The sequence below is a fragment of the Microbacterium sp. BK668 genome (assembly GCF_004362195.1).
Taxonomy (GTDB): Bacteria; Actinomycetota; Actinomycetes; order Actinomycetales; family Microbacteriaceae; genus Microbacterium.
The window spans coordinates 107,927-127,722 of sequence record NZ_SNWG01000003.1 but is presented as its reverse complement, the minus strand read 5'-3'; the positions used below and the strand labels follow the sequence as shown (position 1 = coordinate 127,722).

At 70.1% G+C, this 19,796-nt stretch carries 18 protein-coding genes; 9 read left to right on the top strand and 9 right to left on the bottom strand.

Annotated elements, in window-relative coordinates:
- Positions 1-20: 20 nt before the first annotated feature.
- The gene (locus EV279_RS16015; RefSeq protein ID WP_133545810.1) at positions 21-962 is read right to left on the bottom strand and encodes an ATP-binding cassette domain-containing protein; all 942 of its coding nucleotides are present in this window, start codon (positions 960-962) and stop codon (positions 21-23) included.
- A 104-nt stretch (positions 963-1,066) separates the two neighbouring features.
- Here EV279_RS16015 and EV279_RS16010 point away from each other — a divergent pair, with 104 nt between their 5' ends.
- Positions 1,067-2,206, top strand: coding sequence for a 5-methyltetrahydropteroyltriglutamate--homocysteine S-methyltransferase (locus tag EV279_RS16010; protein WP_133545808.1), 1,140 nt, complete (start codon positions 1,067-1,069; stop codon positions 2,204-2,206).
- Between the two features lie 22 nt (positions 2,207-2,228).
- On the opposite strand, the gene EV279_RS16005 is transcribed toward EV279_RS16010, so the two are convergent.
- The 4 genes from EV279_RS16005 to EV279_RS15990 are packed head-to-tail and all read right to left on the bottom strand — an operon-like array spanning position 2,229 to position 5,756.
- Complete coding sequence (locus EV279_RS16005) at positions 2,229-3,179, bottom strand: VOC family protein (RefSeq protein WP_133545806.1); 951 nt, start codon at positions 3,177-3,179, stop codon at positions 2,229-2,231.
- A gap of 39 nt (positions 3,180-3,218) precedes the next feature.
- Positions 3,219-4,304, bottom strand: a complete 1,086-nt coding sequence (locus EV279_RS16000; RefSeq protein WP_133545804.1) for a 4-oxalomesaconate tautomerase — start codon at positions 4,302-4,304, stop codon at positions 3,219-3,221.
- Positions 4,291-5,004 carry a 4-carboxy-4-hydroxy-2-oxoadipate aldolase/oxaloacetate decarboxylase gene (locus EV279_RS15995; protein ID WP_133545802.1) on the bottom strand — a complete coding sequence of 238 codons (714 nt, stop codon included), beginning with the start codon at positions 5,002-5,004 and terminating at the stop codon, positions 4,291-4,293. The genes EV279_RS16000 and EV279_RS15995 overlap by 14 nt, the downstream gene beginning before the upstream one ends.
- Entirely contained in the window at positions 5,001-5,756 is a 756-nt protein-coding gene (locus tag EV279_RS15990; RefSeq protein WP_133545800.1) for a PIG-L deacetylase family protein, read from the bottom strand. The genes EV279_RS15995 and EV279_RS15990 overlap by 4 nt, the downstream gene beginning before the upstream one ends.
- A 227-nt stretch (positions 5,757-5,983) precedes the next feature.
- Here EV279_RS15990 and EV279_RS15985 point away from each other — a divergent pair, with 227 nt between their 5' ends.
- Genes EV279_RS15985 through EV279_RS15975 form a run of 3 tightly spaced genes read left to right on the top strand, consistent with a single transcriptional unit; the run spans position 5,984 to position 9,675 of the window.
- Positions 5,984-7,387 (top strand): aminomethyltransferase family protein, encoded by a 1,404-nt coding sequence (locus tag EV279_RS15985; RefSeq protein WP_133545798.1) that lies wholly within the window; start codon positions 5,984-5,986, stop codon positions 7,385-7,387.
- A complete protein-coding gene (locus EV279_RS15980) occupies positions 7,363-8,745 on the top strand; it encodes an aminomethyl transferase family protein (RefSeq protein ID WP_243728656.1) in 1,383 nt (460 codons plus the stop codon). Before EV279_RS15985 ends, EV279_RS15980 begins: the two co-directional genes overlap by 25 nt.
- A gap of 51 nt (positions 8,746-8,796) precedes the next feature.
- Entirely contained in the window at positions 8,797-9,675 is an 879-nt protein-coding gene (locus EV279_RS15975; RefSeq protein WP_133545796.1) for an IclR family transcriptional regulator, read from the top strand.
- Between the two features lie 58 nt (positions 9,676-9,733).
- Here EV279_RS15975 and EV279_RS15970 read toward each other — a convergent pair whose 3' ends face one another.
- The 4 genes from EV279_RS15970 to EV279_RS15955 all read right to left on the bottom strand — a co-directional run bounded on the left by EV279_RS15970 (position 9,734) and on the right by EV279_RS15955 (position 14,755).
- Positions 9,734-11,353, bottom strand: coding sequence for a tannase/feruloyl esterase family alpha/beta hydrolase (locus EV279_RS15970; RefSeq protein ID WP_166644547.1), 1,620 nt, complete (start codon positions 11,351-11,353; stop codon positions 9,734-9,736).
- Between the two features lie 266 nt (positions 11,354-11,619).
- Positions 11,620-12,402 (bottom strand): DUF1932 domain-containing protein, encoded by a 783-nt coding sequence (locus EV279_RS15965; protein WP_133545792.1) that lies wholly within the window; start codon positions 12,400-12,402, stop codon positions 11,620-11,622.
- Positions 12,403-12,414: 12 nt separating this feature from the next.
- The gene (locus EV279_RS15960; protein ID WP_133545790.1) at positions 12,415-13,293 is read right to left on the bottom strand and encodes an IclR family transcriptional regulator; all 879 of its coding nucleotides are present in this window, start codon (positions 13,291-13,293) and stop codon (positions 12,415-12,417) included.
- 79 nt (positions 13,294-13,372) lie between these two features.
- On the bottom strand, positions 13,373-14,755 hold the full coding sequence (locus tag EV279_RS15955) for an aminomethyltransferase family protein (RefSeq protein ID WP_133545788.1): 1,383 nt from the start codon (positions 14,753-14,755) through the stop codon (positions 13,373-13,375).
- Positions 14,756-15,062: 307 nt separating this feature from the next.
- On the opposite strand from EV279_RS15955, the gene EV279_RS15950 reads away from it, so the two are divergent.
- The 5 genes from EV279_RS15950 to EV279_RS15930 are packed head-to-tail and all read left to right on the top strand — an operon-like array spanning position 15,063 to position 19,783.
- Entirely contained in the window at positions 15,063-15,845 is a 783-nt protein-coding gene (locus EV279_RS15950) for an ABC transporter ATP-binding protein (RefSeq protein ID WP_133545786.1), read from the top strand.
- Positions 15,832-16,542 carry an ABC transporter ATP-binding protein gene (locus EV279_RS15945; protein ID WP_133545784.1) on the top strand — a complete coding sequence of 237 codons (711 nt, stop codon included), beginning with the start codon at positions 15,832-15,834 and terminating at the stop codon, positions 16,540-16,542. Before EV279_RS15950 ends, EV279_RS15945 begins: the two co-directional genes overlap by 14 nt.
- A 3-nt stretch (positions 16,543-16,545) precedes the next feature.
- Positions 16,546-17,427 (top strand): branched-chain amino acid ABC transporter permease, encoded by an 882-nt coding sequence (locus EV279_RS15940; RefSeq protein ID WP_133545782.1) that lies wholly within the window; start codon positions 16,546-16,548, stop codon positions 17,425-17,427.
- Positions 17,427-18,518 carry a branched-chain amino acid ABC transporter permease gene (locus tag EV279_RS15935; RefSeq protein WP_133545780.1) on the top strand — a complete coding sequence of 364 codons (1,092 nt, stop codon included), beginning with the start codon at positions 17,427-17,429 and terminating at the stop codon, positions 18,516-18,518. Before EV279_RS15940 ends, EV279_RS15935 begins: the two co-directional genes overlap by 1 nt.
- Entirely contained in the window at positions 18,515-19,783 is a 1,269-nt protein-coding gene (locus EV279_RS15930) for an ABC transporter substrate-binding protein (RefSeq protein WP_243728655.1), read from the top strand. The genes EV279_RS15935 and EV279_RS15930 overlap by 4 nt, the downstream gene beginning before the upstream one ends.
- Positions 19,784-19,796: the final 13 nt, after the last annotated feature.

Sequence of the window (19,796 nt, the reverse complement as noted above, 5' to 3'; positions counted from 1 at the left end):
GCCGACCGGGGAATCGCCGCTCATTCGATCAGCGACCTTCCCGTGAGGCGGAGGAAGACGTCTTCGAGGCTGGACCGCCGCACGAGCGACGTGAGCGGCTCGAGCCCTTCGTGCGCGATGCGCTCGAGCGCCGCCTCGCCGTTGCCGGTGTAGATCAGGATGCGGTCGGGCAGGACCTCGACACGATCGCCGATCCCCTCGAGCCTCGAGGCGACCTCAGCGTTCCGATCGGACCCGAAGCGCACCTCCAGCACCTCGCGGCTCGAGTGCTCGCGGATGAGCGAGGCGGGGGTGCCTTCGGCCATGATGCGCCCCTTGTCGACGACGATGAGGCGATCGCACAGCTGCTCGGCCTCGTCCATGTAGTGGGTCGTGAGCACGAGCGTCGTGCCGCGCTCCTTCAGCCGGAAGAGCCGGTCCCACAGCACGTGCCGGGCCTGCGGGTCGAGTCCGGTCGTCGGCTCGTCGAGCAGCAGGATGCGCGGATCGTTGATGAGCCCGCGCGCGATCGTCAGGCGCCGCTTCATGCCGCCGGAGAGCTGGTCGACCTTCGCCTTCGCCTTGTCTTCCAGCGCCGCGAAGGCGAGCAGCTCGTCGGCCTTCTCGTGGCAGACCTTCGCGGGGAGGCCGAAGTAGCGGCCGTAGATGAACAGGTTCTCGCGCGCGTTGAGCTCTCCGTCGAGGTTGTCCTGCTGCGGGACGACGCCCAGGCGGGAGCGGATCTCGGGGCCGTACTGATCGGGATCGAGGCCCAGGATCGTGAGCTCTCCGCTCGTGCGCGTCGAGACGGCGCCGATCATCTTCATCGTGGTGGACTTGCCGGCGCCGTTGGGGCCGAGGAGACCGAACGACTCCCCGGGAGCGACCTCGAACGACAGCCCGTCGACCGCGAGGAAGTCGGGCTTCCCCTTGGCCTTATAGGCCTTGACCAGGTTGCGGGCATCGATGACGGGGGCGGGCACCGAACAACCCTAACGCCGCGCTCCGACACCGACTCCGGCCAGGACGGTGACGGCGTGTGACAGCCCGCTGGGCGCACGCGCGGGAGGGGAACTACGATCGCCGGGTGACCTCCACTGCCTCGACCTCCGTCCGTCAGCGCGCTCCGTTCCGGGCCGACATCGTGGGAAGCTTCCTCCGACCCGCTGCCGTCGCCGAGGCCCGGCTGGAGCACGCGGAGGGGGACCTCTCGACCGCAGCCCTGCGCTCGGTGGAGGATGACGCGATCGCCGACCTCGTCGCGAAGGAGAAGGCCGCAGGCCTCGAGCTCGCCACCGACGGCGAGTTCCGCCGCTCGTGGTGGCACTTCGACTTCTTCGGCTTCCTCGACGGGGTCGAGATCGTCGAGCTGGATCACGGCATCCAGTTCCAGGGCGTCCAGACGAAGCCGCGCGGCGTGCACGTCTCGGGGCCCATCCGCTTCCCCGCCGACCACCCGTTCCTCGCGCACTTCCGCTTCCTCAAGGACAGGGCCGAGGCGGCCGGCGTGACCCCCAAGTTCACGATCCCGGCGCCCACCGTGCTCGACTTCCGGGTCGAGCCCGGCCACATCGACCCCGCGGCGTATCCCGGCGGCCACCCCGCCATCGCCGACGACCTCGTGCAGGCCTACCGGGACGCGTGGCAGGCCTTCTACGACGCCGGCGCCCGCTACCTGCAGTTCGACGACACGGCGTGGGCGTACCTGTGCAGCGAGGTGGAGCTCGAGAAGGCCCGTCAGCGCGGCATCGACACCGACGGCATCGCCGAGCGGTACTCGTCACTGCTCAACCGCATCCTCGAGGGCAAGCCGGACGACCTCGTCGTGACGACCCACGTGTGCCGCGGCAACTTCCGCTCGACATGGATCTCATCGGGAGGGTACGAGCCGGTCGCCGAGCAGCTCCTCGGGAACACGGACTACGACGGGTACTTCCTGGAGTACGACAGCGAGCGCGCGGGCGGCTTCGAGCCGCTGCGGTTCCTTCCCGAGGGCGACAAGATCGTCGTGCTGGGTCTCATCACCACCAAGAGCGGCGAGCTCGAAGACCCCCGGGTCGTCACGCAGCGCATCGAGGAGGCCGCGCGCTTCGCGCCGCTCGCCCAGCTCGCCCTGAGCCCCCAGTGCGGCTTCGCCTCGACCGAGGAGGGAAACCTCCTCACCGAGGAGGAGCAGTGGGCGAAGATCCGCTCGGTCGTGGAGATCGGGGCCGACGTGTGGAGGTAGCCCTCGGGGACGGATGACGCCGTCAGACGAGCGGCGTGCCGTGGGTGTGGAAGGTCTCGATCGTCTTCATGCCCCACGCCTGACCCTTCTTGCGCTCGGCCTCCGACCACTCGACGACGGGCTGGTCGGGGTCGAGCAGCAGCCGCGCGCCGGCGTTGGCGAACTCGATGCGGTTGCCGCCGGGCTCCCATACGTAGAGGAAGAACGTCTGGTTGATCGCGTGCTTGTGCGGCCCGGACTCGATGTGGATGCCGTTCTCGAGGAAGATGTCAGCGGCTCTCAGGATGTCCTCCCGCGTGTCGGGGGCGAACGCGATGTGGTGCAGGCGGTTGCCGTGCTTCGTCCAGTCGTCGGAGTAGACGACGTCGTACGACTTGAGGCTGAAGTGGAACCACCACGCGGCGAACCTCCCCGAGTCGAGCCGGATCCGCTCGGACTCCCGCATCCCCAGAGCCTGCGCGAGGAACTCGCCGTTCGCCTCGACATCCTTCGCCAGGTAGTTGATGTGGTCGAGCCGGCGCGCGTTGACGCCACGACCGGGGAACGCGGATGCCTGGTTCTTCAACGCCGGCCGGTCGTCCTCGCCGGCGAGGTAGCGCTCGGTCTCGTAGTAGATCGCCATCGCGTGCCCGTCCGGGTCTCGGAACGAGTACGTCGGGCCCGTCCCGACCTCGCCGTCGCCCCAGCCCTCGCCGAGGCCCATCCCCTCGATCGCGGCGACGCGTCGCTCCAGCGCCTCCTGCGACGCCGCTCGGAACGACGTGCGGCCCACACCCGCGGCATCCGACGCGGTCAGCTTGATCGTGTAGAGCTCGTACTCGTCCCAGGTGCGCAGGAAGACCGAGGCGCCCGCCTCGGCGACGACGCGCATCGCGAGCAGGTCGCGGAAGAACCAGAGGCTCCGGTCGAACTCGGGTGTCAGCAGCTCGACGTTCGCGAGATGCGCGACGTCGAAGGCGGTGTGGTCGGTCATCGGTGTCCTCTCTGACGTGCGGGAAGGGGGGTCCGGGGCTCAGGCGCGGGGGAAGACGACGCCGTCGAAGAGCTTGCGGGCGGTGCGGATCGAGGTCGACGTCGCCGTCCAGGCGCCGTCGTCGGCCTGCCTGACGTGCACGAGCGCGGGGAAGGAGCCGGACGGATGCTCGACCTCGATCGGCCCCGATTCGGGCAGCCGAGCGAGGTCGGCGCCGACGGAGTCGGGGATGCTGATCCCCGCGGCGACGGACGCCGCCATGAGCACCCCGATCGACGGGTGGACGCGGGACGGGATGAAGGCTCGGGTCGAGATGGCGCCGGCGGCCCGCGGGGGTGAGAGCAGGAACATCTTCGGCACGGTCATGTCCGCGACGTCGCCCAGTCCCATGAGCGCTCCCGCAGCGAGGCGGACCGCCTCGACGGATGCCCGCAGGTCCGCGCGCTCCTCGAGTTCGGCCGGCGTCTCATCGCCCCGCACGCCGAACTCGTCGGCGCGCAGCAGGACGACCGGCATGCCGTTGTCGACGAGAGTGGCCCGGTGGCCGGCGACCTCGTCGGAGGCGCGCCCGGTGGGCAGGAGCGGCCGGCCGCCGGATGCCAGCTCGAGCTCTACCCGCGCCGCCGTGCCCGGCACGCCGTCGATGGCCTGACTGCCCGCGTAGTCCGGTCGCCCGCCGGGGGTCGGGAAGACGGCCGTCGCGACATCGCCCGTGTTCACCAGGCGGATCCGGACGGTCGTCTCCGCGCCGCCCGCCGCGAGGAGCCCGCGCTCGACCGCGAACGGGCCGACTCCGGCGAGGAGGTTGCCGCACGTCTGCGCATCGGTGACGACCGGCTCGTCGACGGCCACCTGAAGGAAGAGGTAGTCCACGTCGATGCCGGGCTCCGCCGAGCGCGACACGATCGCGACCTTGCTCGTGAGCGGGTGCGCTCCCCCGATTCCGTCGATCTGCTTCGCGTCGGGGCTCCCCATGATGCTCAGGAGCAGGGCGTCACGCACCCCGTGGTTCGACGGCAGGTCGTCCGCGAGGAAGTACGCCCCCTTCGACGTGCCGCCGCGCATCAGGATGCAGGGGATGCCGTCGCGCACCGCCGCGGCGAGATCGAAGTCAGCGGCCGCCATCGTCGTATTCCGCCTGCGTCACATACCGAACACCGAGGTCGGCGAGGGTCTGACGGAGGCCCTTCCGGTCGAGGCTGAGCTGCGCGCCCGAACCGTAGGCGGTCCGGTCGGCGGCCTCTTTCTCGACGCGCGCATCGGCGGCTCTCAGCGCTTCGGCGGCCTCCTGTCGCGGGACGATCACGACCCCGTCGTCGTCGGCGACCACCACGTCGCCCGGTCGCACGGTCGCGCCGGAGACGACGATCGGCACGTTCACCGAGCCGGGCGTCGCCTTGACCGTGCCCTGTGCGTGCACGGCGCTGGACCACACCGGGAATCCCATCGCGCGGAGGTCCGCGACATCCCGGACTCCCGTCGTCGTGACGAGACCGCGCACTCCGCGCGCCTTGAGCGCCGTCGCGAAGAGGTCGCCGAATGCGCCGTCGGTCGACGGCGAGGTCGTCGCGATGACGAGCACGTCGCCTTCCCGGCACTGCTCGATCGCCGCGTGGATCATGAGGTTGTCGCCCGGCCAGGACAGCACCGTCACGGCGGAGCCCGCGATGCGCGCACCGTCCTGGATGGGACGGATGCCGGGGCCGACGAGTCCGGTCCGCCCCATCGCCTCGTGCACCGTCGCGACGCCGTGGACGGCGAGAGCATCGACGGTCGCGGCATCCGCTCTTGCGATGTCGGTGACGATCACGGGCTCTGCGCTCACTCGAGCACGCCTGTCACCTGCGGGAAGTAGCGGACGTAGGCCTCGCCCATCGTCTCGTGCGGGAGGCCGAGGTTGGGGCCGGCGTTGCGCCTGACCTGCACCCCGCGGCGGATCGCGAGGTCGGTGTAGTACGACCACATGTGCTTCTGCGCGGGCAGGCACTCCATCGCCGCGCGCTTGAGCGGGAAGGCCTCGGTGATGTCGAGCAGGACGTTCGGCTTGAAGTCGCTCTGCTCGGGCTGGTGGGGTTCGAAGAAGAAGACCGGAGGGGCGCCGATGATGTCGTCCTCGCCGGGGAACGAGCCGTCCGAGTTCGCGACGCCGATCGCCTGCGCGAGCACCCGGGCCTGCAGGGCCATCCGGGCGGCGGCGGGGTGGTCGCCGTTGTACGGGTCGGCGAGCGGATGCGTCAGCACGACGGTGGGCTGCACACGCCGGTACACGTCGACGAGCTTGGCGACAGCATCCTCGGACTCCACGAGCGGGTAGTCACCGAGGTCGAGGAACTCGATGCCCGCTCCCAGGGCGGATGCCGCAGCCGACGCCTCGTCGCGCCGGATCGCCTTGATCTCGTCGAGGCTCTTGCCCTGCAGCCACTGGCTCGCCGACTCGCCGCGCTCTCCATAGGAGAGGCACACCACGACCGCGCGCCCGCCGCGCAGGGTGGTCGCGGCGATGGCGCCGCCGGCGCGCCAGACGAAGTCGCCCGCATGAGCGCTCACGACCAGCATCGTGGACCCGTTGTCGGCCATCGTGCTCCTTCGAGAGGATCGGCTTCGAGGGGATCGGCCGCCCGCACGCGGGCGAAGAGCCGCCGCCGCGTCGACCGACGGCAACGCTAGCGAACCACACCCCTGGCGCATTGGTCAAGATTCTGTCTACAATCTTGGCGACCGGCGATCCCTCTTCATGTAGGTATGCACCCCGTTTACGATGCCGGACACACCACCCGCAATGGACAAGGAAGTCGAGGGCCGTCATGGCACGCAACCTGCAGGAGCTGCTGGACGAGAAGGGCGACATCGTCACGATGCTGCGGGACTCGCAGCTGGGCACCTACATCTACCCCGTCGTGCCCGCCGAGTTCACCAACTGGCGCCGAGAGCAGAAGGCGTGGCGCGAGACGGCCGTGCTGTACGACCAGACCCATCACATGGTGAACTTCTTCGTCTCGGGCCCCGACGCCCTGCGGCTGCTGCGGGAGACGGGGATCAACAGCTTCGCGAACTTCCCCGTCGACACCGCGAAGCAGTTCGTGCCGACCGCGTCGAACGGCGGCGTGATCGGTGACGGCATCCTCTTCCACGAGGCGGAGAACGACTTCGTGTACGTCGGCCGGGCGCCCGCGGCGAACTGGCTGCAGTTCCACGCCGAGACGGGCGGCTACGACGTCGAGTTCCGCTACGACGACCGCTCCCCCTCCCGCCCCTACGGCCAGGCGGTGCACCGCGAGTACTACCGCTTCCAGATCCAGGGACCCAATGCGTGGCCCATCATCGAGAAGCTCGCCGGCGGCCCCGTCGAGCAGGTCAGGTTCTTCCACATGGGTCATCTCGAGATCGCCGGAGAGCAGGTGCGAACCCTCCGCCATGGGATGGCGGGCGCTCCGGGGCTCGAGCTGTGGGGTCCGTACGAGCAGCACGGCAGGATCCGCGACGCGATCCTCGAGGCCGGGCGCGAGTTCGGCATCGAGCCGTGCGGCTCGCGCGCCTACTCGTCGAACACGCTCGAGTCGGGCTGGATCCCCTCGCCGCTCCCCGCGATCTACTCCAGCGAGGGCGAGCGCGCGTACCGCGAGTGGCTGCCCGCGAACAGCTACGAGGCGATCAACGCCCTCGCGGGGTCGTTCGTGTCGGGGAACATCGAGGACTACTACCTCACCCCGTGGGAGCTCGGCTACGGCTCGTTCGTGAAGTTCGACCACGACTTCATCGGCCGAGAGGCGCTCGAGCAGGTCGATCCCGAGACGCAGCGCAAGAAGGTCACCCTCGCGTGGGACGACGAGGATCTCGGCAGGATCCTCACGAGCGTCATCGACCGCGAAGGCCCCGGCTACCAGTTCTTCGACCTTCCGAACGCCAACTACGGGTCGTCGAACTACGACGCCGTCATCGACGCCGACGGCAGCACCGTCGGGCTCTCGCTGTTCACCGGCGTCACCGCCAACGAGAAGCGCGGTCTGTCGCTCGCGACGGTCGACCGCGAGATCGAGCTCGGCACCGAGGTGCGCGTCGTGTGGGGCGAGCCGGACGGCGGCTCGCGCAAGACCACCGTCGAGCCGCACGAGCAGATCGCCGTCCGCGCGATCGTGAGCCCGGTCCCGTATGCCGAGACGGCCCGTCTGGAGTATCACGGCGGGTGGCGCTCGTCGGGGGCGGTCTGATGGCCGAGTCGGCTGCGGAGGCGATCGCGCGGGCCGGAAGCGTCGTCGAGCTGCTGCGCAACGCACAGGCACGGCCGACGATCTTCCCCGTGACGCCGGAGTTCACCAACTGGCGCTCGGAGCAGCTGTCGTGGCGCAGGACGGTCGCACTGCTCGATCAGTCGCATCACATGACCGACCTCTTCATCTCGGGTCCCGACGCGCTGCGGCTGCTCCGCGACACGGGCGTGAACTCTTTCGAGAGCTTCGGCGTGGACCGTGCGAAGCAGTTCGTCGCGGTCAACCACGAGGGATATCTCATCGGCGACGCGATCCTCTTCCACCTCGAGGAGGACGTCTTCGACCTCGTCGGCTGGTTCATGGTGCTGGACTGGGTGCAGTTCCTCGGCGAGACGGGCGGGTACGACGTCACTTTCGAGCGCGACGCGAACTCGCTCATGCGCGAGCCGGGCGTGCCGCCGCGGCTGTACCGCTACGAGGTGCAGGGGCCGCACGCGCTCGCGCTCATGGAGAAGCTCACGGGCGGCCCCGTGCCGCCGACGAAGTTCTTCCACATGGCGACGTTCACGATCGACGGCGTGGAGGTGCGATCGCTGCGGCACGGGATGGCCGGGCAGCCCGGCTTCGAGCTGTTCGGACCGTGGGCCGAGGGTGAGCGCGTCCGCGAGGCGATCGTGCGCGCCGGGGAGGAGTTCGGCCTCGTGCTCGTCGGCGCCAAGGCGTACTCCTCGGCCAACCTCGAGTCCGCGTGGGTGCCCTCGCCTCTCCCCGCGATCTTCACCGGCCAAGGGTCCGCCGAGTACCTCGCGTGGCTCCCGGCGGGCCGGATCGGCTCCCTCGCGGGCAGCTTCGCGTCGGAGGAGATCGAGGACTACTACCTCACGCCCTACGACCTCGGCTACGGACGCAGCGTCGCCTTCGACCACGACTTCATCGGCCGCGCCGCGCTCGAGCAGCACGCCGCCCGCGAGCAGCGGCAGAAGGTCACGCTCGTCTGGAACCCCGAGGATGTCGCGGCTGCCCAGCGGTCGCTGTACGAGCCCGGCACGCCGGCGAAGTACATCGACTTCCCGAAGGCGCGCTACGGCGTGTACCAGGTCGATCGCGTGCTGGCCGGCGGGCAGACGGTCGGCATCTCGCACGACGCCGGCTACATCACCGGGGAGCAGGTGTTCGCGTCACTCGCCTCGCTGGATGCCGCGTACGCGGAGCCCGGAACAGAGGTCACGGTCGTGTGGGGCGAGGAGCCCAACTCGGCCAAGCCCGCGGTCGAGCCGCATCGCCAGGTCGAGATCCGCGCGACGGTCTACCCCGCGCCCTACTCGACCTTCGCCCGAGAGAACTACCGGAAGAACTGAGTCACGACGAGGGGCGGATGCCGCGCATCCGCCCCTCGAGGGAGGTCCGCGATGGCACGCGGGTCCGACGGCGAGTCCGTCCTGCACAAGCATCTCCGCGTGCTGCAGGCGTTCGACATCCTGCGACCCTTCCTGACGCTGAGCGAGATCGCGGAGCTGACGGGGCTGCCGACGTCGACGACCCATCGCCTGGTCGCCGAACTGGAGCGCGAAGGACTCCTCGAGCGGACTCCGGAGCGGACCTACCGGCTGGGCATCCGGCTCTGGGAGTTCGCCGCACGCACGCCAGGCGCCGTGGGGCTCCGCGAGCTCGCGCGCCCGTGGCTCGAGGCCGTTCACGTGCGGGTCCGCCAGCACACGCAGCTCGCCGTCCGGAGCGGCCGCGACGTGCTCTTCATCGAACGGATGTCGACGCGCGACGCCGTGCTGAACGCCACGGTCATCGGAGGACGCACGCCGCTCGCGGTGAGCTCGAGCGGGCTCGTCCTGCTCGCGCACGCCGGGGCCGGCGTGGTCGCGGAGGTCATCGACGGGGGCTGGCCGCGCTTCACGTCGGCCACGATCCGCGACGGCGCCGACCTGCGCGCGCGCCTGCGACGGGTCCGCGCGGACGGATTCGCGGTGACCGACGGCCACATCCACCTCGAGACGAGGGGCATCGCGGTGCCGATCGTCGGCCCGCACGGCGAAGTGGAGGCCGCCGTCGGCGTGGTCGTCGCCAACGACGGCTCGTCGCCGCAGCCGTTCGTTGAGCTCCTCACCGTCGCGGCCGCCGGCATCGCCCGCGCGCTCCGCGCGGCGCAGCCTCCCGCAGGATCCGACGGCAGGCCGCCCATCGGCGTGCGCGCACTCGTCAACGGCTCGCGCAGGTCGCTGGACTACCTCGCGTCGCTCGACGCGGACGCTCCGTCGCCCGTGTCGAGCCGGTGACGATCGAGGGGCCCGGCGCCTCCCCGCGCCGAGCCCCCCTGTCTGCCCGACTCTCGCGTCAGCCCGTCACGCAGGCGTACGAGCTCGCCTGATCGACGGAGCCGGACCCCTTGTACTGCGGCCACGAGGGGTACTCGCACATCGGCCGGGTGCGGTTCGCACCCGGGTTTCCGTCACTGGCGACGAGGCCCGAGGGCGCGACGCCGTTCTCGACCCAGTTCACGATGGCACTCAGACCGTCGTACTGCGCGACGAAGCGGCCCTGCCCGTGGCCCCACCCGGGCACCTCGTAGAACCGCAGGAACGAGCTGAGGCGCTTTCCGAACTCGTCCTGCAGGGAGGCGTAGTAGAGCTCGGTGTTGTGCGGGGTGATGAAGTCGTCGATCGTGCCGTGGGTCATGATGACTTTCCCGCCGTGCGCCCGGAACCGGTTGAGCGAGACGTCGGTGACGTCCATGATCTCGCCCACTTCCTGCACCCGGTCGGCGTAGTCCAGGGGGTCCACCGTGTACGGATCGAACCCGGGCGGGTCGCCCGCGACGCCGTAGCGCATCGTCGCCTCGAACACCTGGAACTGCAGCCCCTGCGACAGCGGCCCTATGCCGAAGCCGGCGAATCCCTGGTAGAGCGCGCCCTCGAACAGCGCGCTCCTGGCGAAGATCGAGTTGCCCTCGATGTCGATGCCGAGGTCGTAGTCCGTCGTGATCTTCACCGCCGCCTCGATCTCGACCGGGGAGAGGCACGTGTCGACGACGGCGGGATCGACCCCGGGCGGGCACGCGAGCGTCTCTACGTCGAAGGCCGCGTTGCAGCCCTTGACGTTGCTGATGAGGCCGTCGGTCACCCCGTCCAGGGCGTCGCACGTGGCGTAGACCGCGCTGGTGATGGTCGCGGTCTCCGCCGAGTTCAGGTGTCCGGCGCCACCCTCGAGGAGCAGGGCGTCGCGGAAGTTCACCGCGCCGACGTGCATCATCGTCACGTTGTAGGCGGGGTAGTTGGCGATGATGCCGTCGTAGTCCTTCGGATAGCGCGCGGCCGCATCCAGCGCCTCGTGACCGCCCTGCGAGCCGCCGATGAAGTACGACCAGGCGGGGTCCGTCCCGTACGCGGCATCGATCACGGCGTACGCGGCATCGTGCGCCTTCTTCACCGACCACTGCCCGTAGTTGAGGAACAGCTCCTCGTCGAGCTGGAAACGGCCATCGAAGCCCGCAGCGCCCTGGTGCCCGCCGTCCGAGCCGAGAGTCACCCAGCCCTGCGACAGCGCGGTCGGAGAGCCGGCGGGCTGAGCGGTGTACAGGCCGGTCGCCGTCACGAGCGAGCCGTCGAAGCCGCCGCCTCCGAACTGCAGGGTCCGCTTGTTCCACGCGGCCGGGAGGTTCACCCGGAACTGCATGTCCTGCGGTGCGCTGAGGGCGCGGATCCACCCCGTGACGGCGCAGTAGCCGCCCGCGCCATCCCAGACCGCGGTGTCGATGTCGGCGCCCTGCGTCGGCAAGCCGATGTCCTTCGCGGGTATGGAGAGGTCGGCGAGAGAGGCGCACTGCGCCTGCGTGAGTGTCGGCGTGCCGCCTTTGGACGGTGGAGCAGCCGAGGCCGGAACGGCGCCCGCCGCGACGACGAGGGCTGCCGCGATGCCGATCGACACCGCTGCCACCCGTGCGAACCCTGATTTCATCGACGCTCCTTCGCGTTGTGATCGTCCGCGTGCGTTGCGGAGACCGCGACGATCGCAGAGAAGCGCACGGACGGGCAACGGCTTTCCCGCCCAGTGCGGCTTCTTGTTGTGCCGCCGGCGGAGGAGCGCTATCGTGCGGCGCCGTTCGATCGCGGGCTCCGGCATCCGTTCACTCGGCGCGATCCGTCGCATGACGGACGCCGCGACGGCAGGATGCGCCAGGTGAACGCCCCGCGAAGAGCACCGGTCCGGCCGGCGCGCGCCCCTTATGCGGATTCGTCCCGCGCCGCGACGATCCGCTGGAACCAGGCGAGCGTCGCACGGGTCATGTCGGCCGGCTGTCCCGTCGCCTCCAGCGCGGCCAGCGCATCGCGCACCTCGTGCTCGCGCCGCACCGCGTGCTGGTGCGTCCCCGCGAGGAGCCGCTCGATCAGCGCCGGTCCGTCCGCGCCGAACTCGCCCGCCATCTGGCCGCGGAGCCACTCCTCGGCGCCGAGGGCGCGGGCAGCGTTGTCGGCCTCGATCACGAGCGCGGCGAGGCCCTTCATGAAGACGCTGCGCAGGAGTCGCAGCTGCGCCGCCTCGCCCGCCCGTGCGCCCACGACGGTGATCGGAACGCCGAACGGCGCGAGGCGCACGACGAGCGCATCCGCCCCCGGACCGCTCGCGAGCAGCGGTGTGCGGTGCGCGGCTCGCGGCACGGGAGCGAGCACGGCGACGTCGGCCATCGCGACGCCCCTGTCCGCGGCGAGCGCGGCGATGTCGTGCTTGAGCTCGGGCGCCGCGGTGTTGAAGTCGGCGTAGACGGCCGAGGCATCCACGAGCGGCAGGGCGTCTCGGGCGACGGATGCCGCGGCCCCGCCGCCGACGAGGCTCACCACGACGTCGGCCCCCGCCAGCGTCGCGCCGAGGTCGTCGAACTGGCGGACGTCCGGGTCGCCCAGCCTGTGGTGCGGGTCGTAGCCGCGGACGTCCGCGCCCGATCCCAGGAGCCCGCGGGCGTAGAGACGCCCCGCCTCGCCGAGGCCGAGGATGGCGATCGCCGTCATCGGATGCTCACCTCAGCCTCCACTCGTCGGCCACGGCGCCGCGTCGAGGGAGGCGAAGTAGTCGAGCGACCGCTGCGAGGTGCTCACCAGGGCCCGCAGGCCGCGGGCGCCGTCGTGGGTCGCATCCGCGCCGTCGGGAAGATACGCCTCCTCGAGCGCCCGAGTGATGCCCGCGGCCGCCATCGTCAGGAGCTCGATCGCCGGCTGGGCGGACGTGCCGTCGTTGGCGACGACGACGCCGATCGCGGCATACACGGCTCCGTGGGGTCCGAGCACCGGCACCGCGATCCCCCGCGACTCGGGGTGGATCTGGCCGTCGGTCACGGCGAAGCCGTCCGCGCGCACATGACGCAGCCGGTCGCGAAGCGCGTCGGGGCGGATCGTCTCCGGCGTGTACGCGGGCCAGCCTGCCGCCATCACCTCGTCGATCAGCCCCGGAGCCGCGTGCGCGAGCAGCACGAGCCCGCTCGAGCTCACCGGGAGGGGAGTCCGGCCGCCGATGAGGGTGAGGTTCAGCACGGCGTCGCGTGTCGACATCCGTTCGATGAAGAGCACGTCGCGACCGCTCAGCACGCCCAGCTGCGTGTGCTGGCGCACGCGGGAGTGCACCGCCCCGAGCCACGGGCGGGCGAGCTCGCGAAGGCCCAGGGCGCCGGGCGTGCGTGAGGCGAACTCCCACAGGCGCACTCCGAGCCGGTAGGTGCGATCCGGCATGCGCTCCAGCAGCCCCTCGCGCTCGAGCTCGGCGACGAGCCGATGGGCCGTGGACAGGGCCAGGCCCGAGGCATCCGCGATCTGCGTCAGCGTCAGGAAGGGGCGCAGCGCGTCGAAGGCCTGCAGCACCCGCAGATGCTTGTGCAGGACCGACTCGCCGTCCGACGCGCGCGCCATCGCCCGACCTCCCTCGTGCGCGCCATGCTAGACCCGATTCCGTTCAGCGGAACCCCGGCCCGAGTCCGCCGACCTGCGCTCAGGCCGGAACGAAGGCGTCTGCGCGATACACCGTCCTCGCCCACTCGTGGAAGGGCGCCGGTGCGACCGTCGCCCGGATGCGCACCTGGCGATGGTCGGCGTCGACCGAGTCCTTCCTCGAGATGGGACTCTCGCCCCAGACGATCTCGACCTCCTCGCCGTCGGCGATCCCGGTGTCGAGGGTCGCGAGCGACATGTACAGCTGGTCGTAGGCGACGTAGCCGGCGTCCGTCGAGATGCCCACGCGACGGTCGCTCTGGAGGACCTCGTCCATCTGGTAGAGGCCGTAGCGCGCCTTCGGGAAGTCGAGGAACTTCGCCGGCGTTCCCGGCTCGAGCTGGGATCGGACGACGGCCGCGACATCCTCCGCGTTCCACAGGAGCGTGACCTTGCGGCGCTTCTGGTCCTCGGCATGACGCTCGAGCGCTGCCCGGCCGTGGAAGTCGTGGTCGAAGCGCACCGAACGGCCCAACCCGATGTCGTACGGCGTCATGTAGTAGTCGTGGATGTCGTCGGAGTACAGCGAACCGCCGATCGACCCTGCCCGCGCCGCGGGCAGCCACTCGCGGTACTCGGCGAAGTCGTCGTCGAAGATGGCGGGGAAGGGTGTCGGCACCCATCCCGACTCGAGCGGGGTCGCCGAGTAGGCCTTCGCCCCCACGCGCCGGATGCCGAACTCCTCCCCCGCGTCGAGGATCGCATCCAGCACCACCTCGTTGTCGTCCCAGGGCCCGAAGAACTCGAAGCCCGGCTGTCCGGCCATCCCGTGCCGCAGCGCCTTGACGCCGCGCCCGGCGATCGTGAAGTCGGCGATGTGGAAGAACTTGACCTCGGGAACCGGCCCGCCGAAGAGCTTCTGCATCACCTCGTTCGCGCGCGGTCCCTGCAGCTCGTACCGGTAGAACGTGGGCGGCCCCTGGCGCATGTGCGAGTTGGCCTCGAGGCGGTGGTGGACGTCCTTGCCGGCCGCCTGGGCCTTCTCGGCGTTGAAGCGCACCCAGTCGATGAGGATGTGGTGCCCGATGAGCACGAGGCCCTCCGGCCCCTCGGAGTTGTAGAACAGGATGCCGTCGCCGATCAGGAAGCCGTCCTTGTTCACCGAGATCAGCTGCTTCGCGACGCCGGGGCGGAAGGTGCCGAAGGTGTTCGGCGAGATCGACTCGAGCATCGGCAGCAGATCGCCGCCGTGCAGGAACAGCTGCGTCATGTGGTGCGACTGGTCCATGAGCGCGACGCTCGTGTTCCAGGCCCGCTGCTCGTCCCGCCAGTTCGTGAATTCCGGCGCCACGGGGAACGTGAAGGCGGGCCAGTTCTGGTTGCGCAGCAGCTCCACGGGGCTGCCCGCGCGGGCGATCGCCTGAGCGAGAGATTCGGACGTCATCGTCGGCCTTCCTGTCGGGTGATGGACGACACGCTACGAAGCCGCGCCGGTGGATGGTGCCCGCCCTTCTGTTCAACGGAAGGGATGCCGCTACCGCGGCTCATCGCGACGACCATCGATGGCACTGCCGCCGATGGCGGCGCGGGGTCGGGCTCGACCGGTCACGATTCGGACACGCGGGCGGAAATCACGCCAAAATCGTTGACAATCTGAGCGCGAATCCGTACCGTCCCTTGCACGGGGACAGGTCGTCCTGTCGACCCGACCCGTGCCCGAGCCAGACGCCGCGACGACGCGAAGGGTGAGCATGGCCGCTCAGCTGACACTGAAGGACGTGAGCCTTCAATTCGGTGGCATCAAGGTGCTGCAGGATGTGTCGTTCGGGGTCGAGCCGGGGCAGATCTTCGGGCTCGTCGGACCGAACGGCGCGGGCAAGACGTCGCTGTTCAACTGCATCAGCGGTCACTACAAGCCGACGTCGGGGTCGATCACGATCGACGGCACGGAGGTCAGCGGCTCGCACCCGGCGACGCTCGCCAAGCACGGCCTGGCCCGCACCTTCCAGCACCCCGCCCTTCAGCTGGAGGCGACCGTGCTCGAGAACGTGCTCCTGGGTGCCCACACGCGCCTTCCCGGCGGACCGGGCGAATGGTCTCTCCGGCTGCCGCGCACGGGCCGGTCGGAGCGGGTCCTGCGCTCGGAGGCGCTCGCTCTGCTGGAGCGCAACGGCCTGGGCTGGGCGGCCGATATCCCCGCGGACGAGCTCTCGCATGGGCTGCACAAGGGCATCGAGCTGTGCCGTGCGCTGCTGATGAAGCCCCGTCTGCTCCTCCTCGACGAGCCGGCAGCGGGCCTCCCGCACACCGAGGTCGAGCACCTCATCCAGACGGTCCGGCGCCTGCGTGCCGAGGACGACATCACGGTCGTCATCGTCGAGCATCACATGGGTCTGATCGCCGCTCTGACCGACCGGGTGGTCGTGCTCGACCACGGCCGCAAGCTGATGGAGGGCACCGCCGCGCAGGCGCAGTCCGACAAGCGCGTGATCGAGGCGTACATCGGGAAGGATGCCGCGGATGACGCTGCTTGAGCTGACGGAGGTGACGGCGTTCTACGGGCCGGTGCAGGTGCTCGACGCCGTCTCGCTCAGCGTGCCGGACGGCGGCGCGGTCGGCATCCTCGGCGCGAACGGAGCCGGTAAGACGACGACGCTGCGGGCGATCAGCGGCACCGTGCGCGCAGGCGGCTCGATCGTCTTCGACGGCAAGGACATCCGCGGGCTCCGCCCCGATCAGGTCGCGGCGCTGGGCATCGCGCACGTCCCCGAGGGGCGCGGGACACTCGGCGATCTGACCGTGCGTGAGAACCTCCGCGTCGGCGCCTACAAGCGGAAGGACCGCAAGGGCGTCCAGTCCGACATCGACTACTGTCTCGACCTCTTCCCGCAGCTGCAGGAGCGGATCAAATCCAACGCGTCGGCGCTCTCGGGCGGCGAGCAGCAGATGCTGGCGGTGGCGCGGGCGTTCATGGCCAAGCCCCGGCTGCTGCTGCTGGACGAGGCATCCCTGGGACTCGCGCCGAGCACCGCGAAGACGGTCTACGACTCCATCCGGCGCCTGCGCGTGGAGTCGGGCATCGCGATGGTCGTCGTCGAGCAGAACGCCAACCTCGCGTTCACGCTCGTCGACACCGCGACCGTGCTCGAGACCGGCCGCAATGCGCTGACGGGCTCTTCGGCGGAGCTCAAGGGCATGGACGAGATCCGCCGCGCGTACCTGGGAGGCTGACCGGTGGGGACCTTCATCCAGCTCGTCATCGACGGCCTCTCGACCGGCTCGATCTACGCCGCGCTGGCGCTGGCGATCGTGCTCGTCAACCAGGCGACGGGACTGATCAACTTCGCCCAGGGTGGGATGGCCGTGCTGTCGGCCTACATCGCGTGGCAGCTGACGCAGTGGAGCGTTCCCCTCATCCTCGCGATCCTCATCTCGATCGTGGTGTCGTTCGGCATCGGCGCGTTCGTCGAGCGCTTCCTCATCCGCAAGTTCGAGGGCGGAGATCCCGACACCGCGGTCGTCGTGACGATCGGCCTGCTGACCCTCATCACGGGGATCTGCGCGTGGATCTGGTCGTACAACAACGAGCTCTTCCCGTCGCTGTTCCCCCTCGAGACCATCACCATCGCCGGCGCGGTGATCAGTCTCCGTTCGCTCGGCACGATCATCGTGATCGTCGCGATCATGGGCTTGCTGCAGCTGCTGTTCCTGGGCACCAAGCTCGGGCTCGCCCTGCGCGCCGTCGCGATCAACCCGCAGTCCGCGGCGTTCTCCGGCATGCCGGTCGGGCGGCTCCTCATGGTCGGCTGGGGCCTGGCCGCCGCGCTCGGCGCTGTCGCGGGGGCTCTGGTGGCCCCGCAGCTGACCCTCACCCCGGGCATGATGGACGGCGCCCTGGTCTACGCCCTCGCCGCCGTCATCATCGGCGGGCTCACCAGCCCCATCGGCGTCGTGATCGCGGCGTGGCTGATCGGGGTGCTGGAGAATCTGGCGGCGGTGTACGTGCCGTTCATCGGCTACGACCTCCGGATCGCCGTGCCGTTCCTCCTGCTGTTCGTCGTCCTCATCGTGAGACCGCAGGGCCTGTTCGGGCGCAAGACGGTGGTGCGCGTCTGATGGCCACCGCAACCGCGTTCCTCCGCACGCCCTGGGTCCGCTGGGTCGGGATCCTGCTGATCGTCGCGCTCGCGATCGTCCTGCCCCTCATCCTTCCCGAGTTCGCCAACACGACGATCGCGCGCATCGGGGTCTTCGCGGTGGCGGTCCTCGGACTCAACGTCGTGATGGGGTACACGGGGCAGGTCTCGCTGGGCCAGATCTTCTTCCTCGGACTCGGCGCCTACGTCACGGCGTACGGGGTGCAGCAGGACTGGAACATCGCCCTCGTGTTCGTGCTGGCGTGCCTCATCCCCGCGGTGGCGGGCCTGCTCGTCGCCCTCGCGGCTGCACGGCTCGGCGGCCTCGCGATCGCGATGGTCACGATCGCCCTCCCCATCGTGGGGGTGCCGCTGGCCAAGCGCCTCTCCGACGTCACCGGCGGTTCGCAGGGCGTCTCGGCCCGGTTCTCCGACGCGCCCGAGTGGACCGGACTCTACGACGACCAGTGGCAGCTCTACATCGTGCTGCTCATCGGCGGGATCGCGTTCCTGCTCACCCGCAACCTCGTGCGCGGCAAGTACGGGCGCGCGTTCGCCATCGTCAAGGGCAACGAGGCGGTCGCGGCATCCATGGGGATCTCGCCCTACCGCTACAAGGTGCTCGCGTTCACCGTCGCCTCGCTCCTGGGCGGTGTGAGCGGCTTCCTCTACATGGTCGTCATCCAGTACACGTCCCCCGAGACCCTGAGCTTCGGCCACTCGATCACCCTGGTCGCCTCGATGGTCATCGGCGGCGCCGGCAGCATCCTCGGGTCGCTGCTCGGGGGCGCGTACTACGTCCTCACCCCGCAGCTGACCAACCTCATCGACCCGGGACTCACCGCGGTCCTGCAGGGAGCGATCCTGCTGCTCGTGCTCTTCGTCCTGCCGGGAGGCCTCGTCTCGCTCCCGCGCCTGTGGCGGCGGCGACGCCACGGACGCTCCGGCGGCGGCGCGGCGGCGGCGCGGGCCGCGGCATCCACCGCGGGCGTCCCCTCGACCGGCGCGCCGGACGGCGCAGACGTATCCACCCACCCACCAACAGAGTCAGAGAGAAGGCAAGACACATGATCACTCACCGCACCACGATGCGGGCCGTGTCGGTCGTCGCGGGCGTGGGCATCGTCGCCCTGCTCGCAGCCGGATGCGCCCGCGGCGGAGACAGCGGGAGCCCCAGCGAGAGCGGAGGCGCGGCCGCGGCGAGCCCCGGCATCACCGACGACACGATCACGCTCGGCATCACCACGCCGCTCTCGGGCGCGACGGCGGGACCCGGCACCTGCACGGTCGCCGGCATCACCGCGTACTTCGGGGCCAAGAACGCCGACGGCGGCGTGGAGTTCGGCGACGGCAAGACACGCCAGGTCGAGATCGAGTCGCTCGACGACGGGTACGACCCGCAGAAGGCCGCCGCGAACTTCGACCAGCTGAAGGACAGCGTCTTCGCCATGACCGCCGGCCTGGGAACACCCACCAACCGCGCGTGGCGGGAGGCGGCCATCGCCGACGAGGTGCCGCAGGCGCTCATCATGACGGGCGACCCGATCTTCTCCAGCCAGGAGGAGAGCCCCTGGTCGCTCGGCTTCGTGCCCATCTACCAGAACGAGGGCGAGGCGTTCGGCGAGCTTCTCGCCTCCTCCAGCGACCCGCACAAGGTCGCGATCCTCTCCCAGAACGACGACTACGGCGAGGGCTACGTCGAGGGCTTCAAGCGAGCCATCGAGGGCGCCGACAACATCGAGATCGTCAAGGAGCTCACCTACGAGGCGACCGACACGAACGTGGACGCGCAGCTGACGGAGCTGGCGGGGTCGGATGCCGACGTGTTCTTCAACGCCATGTCGATCACGCCCCTCGTCATCTCCTCGCTGCAGAAGACGCAGGAGCTCGGCTGGCTGCCGAGCTGGTTCCTCCCCTCGAACACCTCGAGCCCGACCGCGATCCTCGAGCCCGGAGGCGCGTCGGCGTTCCCCGGCGTCTACACCGTCGCCTTCGCCCAGTCCGCGGCCGCTCCGACCTTCGCCGAGAGCGAGGAGGGCGCCACGTTCCTCGAGGAGCTCAAGGAGTACGCGAACTACCCCGAAACCCCGGCGTTCCCGCACTGCGTGTGGTCGTACCAGGTCGGCGCGACGCTCGACCAGGTGTTCCAGAACATGACCGAGCCGACCCGAGCGAACTTCATGGAGGAGTTGCGAGCGGTCAGCGACTACGTCGCGCCGCTCATGCTCGAAGGCTCCAGCGTCAACACCACCGAGGACGGTCAGCCGGCCGTCTCCACCGTGCAGGTGCAGAAGTACAACGGCCGGGGCTACGCTCCCGCCGAGAACTGGGGCTGACCCCGGCTACGAC

What these genes read in the sequence shown, in the direction of transcription:
- EV279_RS16005 (WP_133545806.1), bottom strand. Translation starts at nt 3,179, where the DNA reads ATGACCGACCACACCGCCTTCGACGTCGCGCATCTCGCGAACGTCGAG.
- EV279_RS16000 (WP_133545804.1), bottom strand. Translation starts at nt 4,304, where the DNA reads ATGGCGGCCGCTGACTTCGATCTCGCCGCGGCGGTGCGCGACGGCATC.
- EV279_RS15990 (WP_133545800.1), bottom strand. Translation starts at nt 5,756, where the DNA reads ATGGCCGACAACGGGTCCACGATGCTGGTCGTGAGCGCTCATGCGGGC.
- EV279_RS15985 (WP_133545798.1), top strand. Translation starts at nt 5,984, where the DNA reads ATGGCACGCAACCTGCAGGAGCTGCTGGACGAGAAGGGCGACATCGTC.
- EV279_RS15975 (WP_133545796.1), top strand. Translation starts at nt 8,797, where the DNA reads ATGGCACGCGGGTCCGACGGCGAGTCCGTCCTGCACAAGCATCTCCGC.
- EV279_RS15970 (WP_166644547.1), bottom strand. Translation starts at nt 11,353, where the DNA reads ATGAAATCAGGGTTCGCACGGGTGGCAGCGGTGTCGATCGGCATCGCG.
- EV279_RS15965 (WP_133545792.1), bottom strand. Translation starts at nt 12,402, where the DNA reads ATGACGGCGATCGCCATCCTCGGCCTCGGCGAGGCGGGGCGTCTCTAC.
- EV279_RS15960 (WP_133545790.1), bottom strand. Translation starts at nt 13,293, where the DNA reads ATGGCGCGCGCGTCGGACGGCGAGTCGGTCCTGCACAAGCATCTGCGG.
- EV279_RS15955 (WP_133545788.1), bottom strand. Translation starts at nt 14,755, where the DNA reads ATGACGTCCGAATCTCTCGCTCAGGCGATCGCCCGCGCGGGCAGCCCC.
- EV279_RS15950 (WP_133545786.1), top strand. Translation starts at nt 15,063, where the DNA reads ATGGCCGCTCAGCTGACACTGAAGGACGTGAGCCTTCAATTCGGTGGC.
- EV279_RS15945 (WP_133545784.1), top strand. Translation starts at nt 15,832, where the DNA reads ATGACGCTGCTTGAGCTGACGGAGGTGACGGCGTTCTACGGGCCGGTG.
- EV279_RS15935 (WP_133545780.1), top strand. Translation starts at nt 17,427, where the DNA reads ATGGCCACCGCAACCGCGTTCCTCCGCACGCCCTGGGTCCGCTGGGTC.
- EV279_RS15930 (WP_243728655.1), top strand. Translation starts at nt 18,515, where the DNA reads ATGATCACTCACCGCACCACGATGCGGGCCGTGTCGGTCGTCGCGGGC.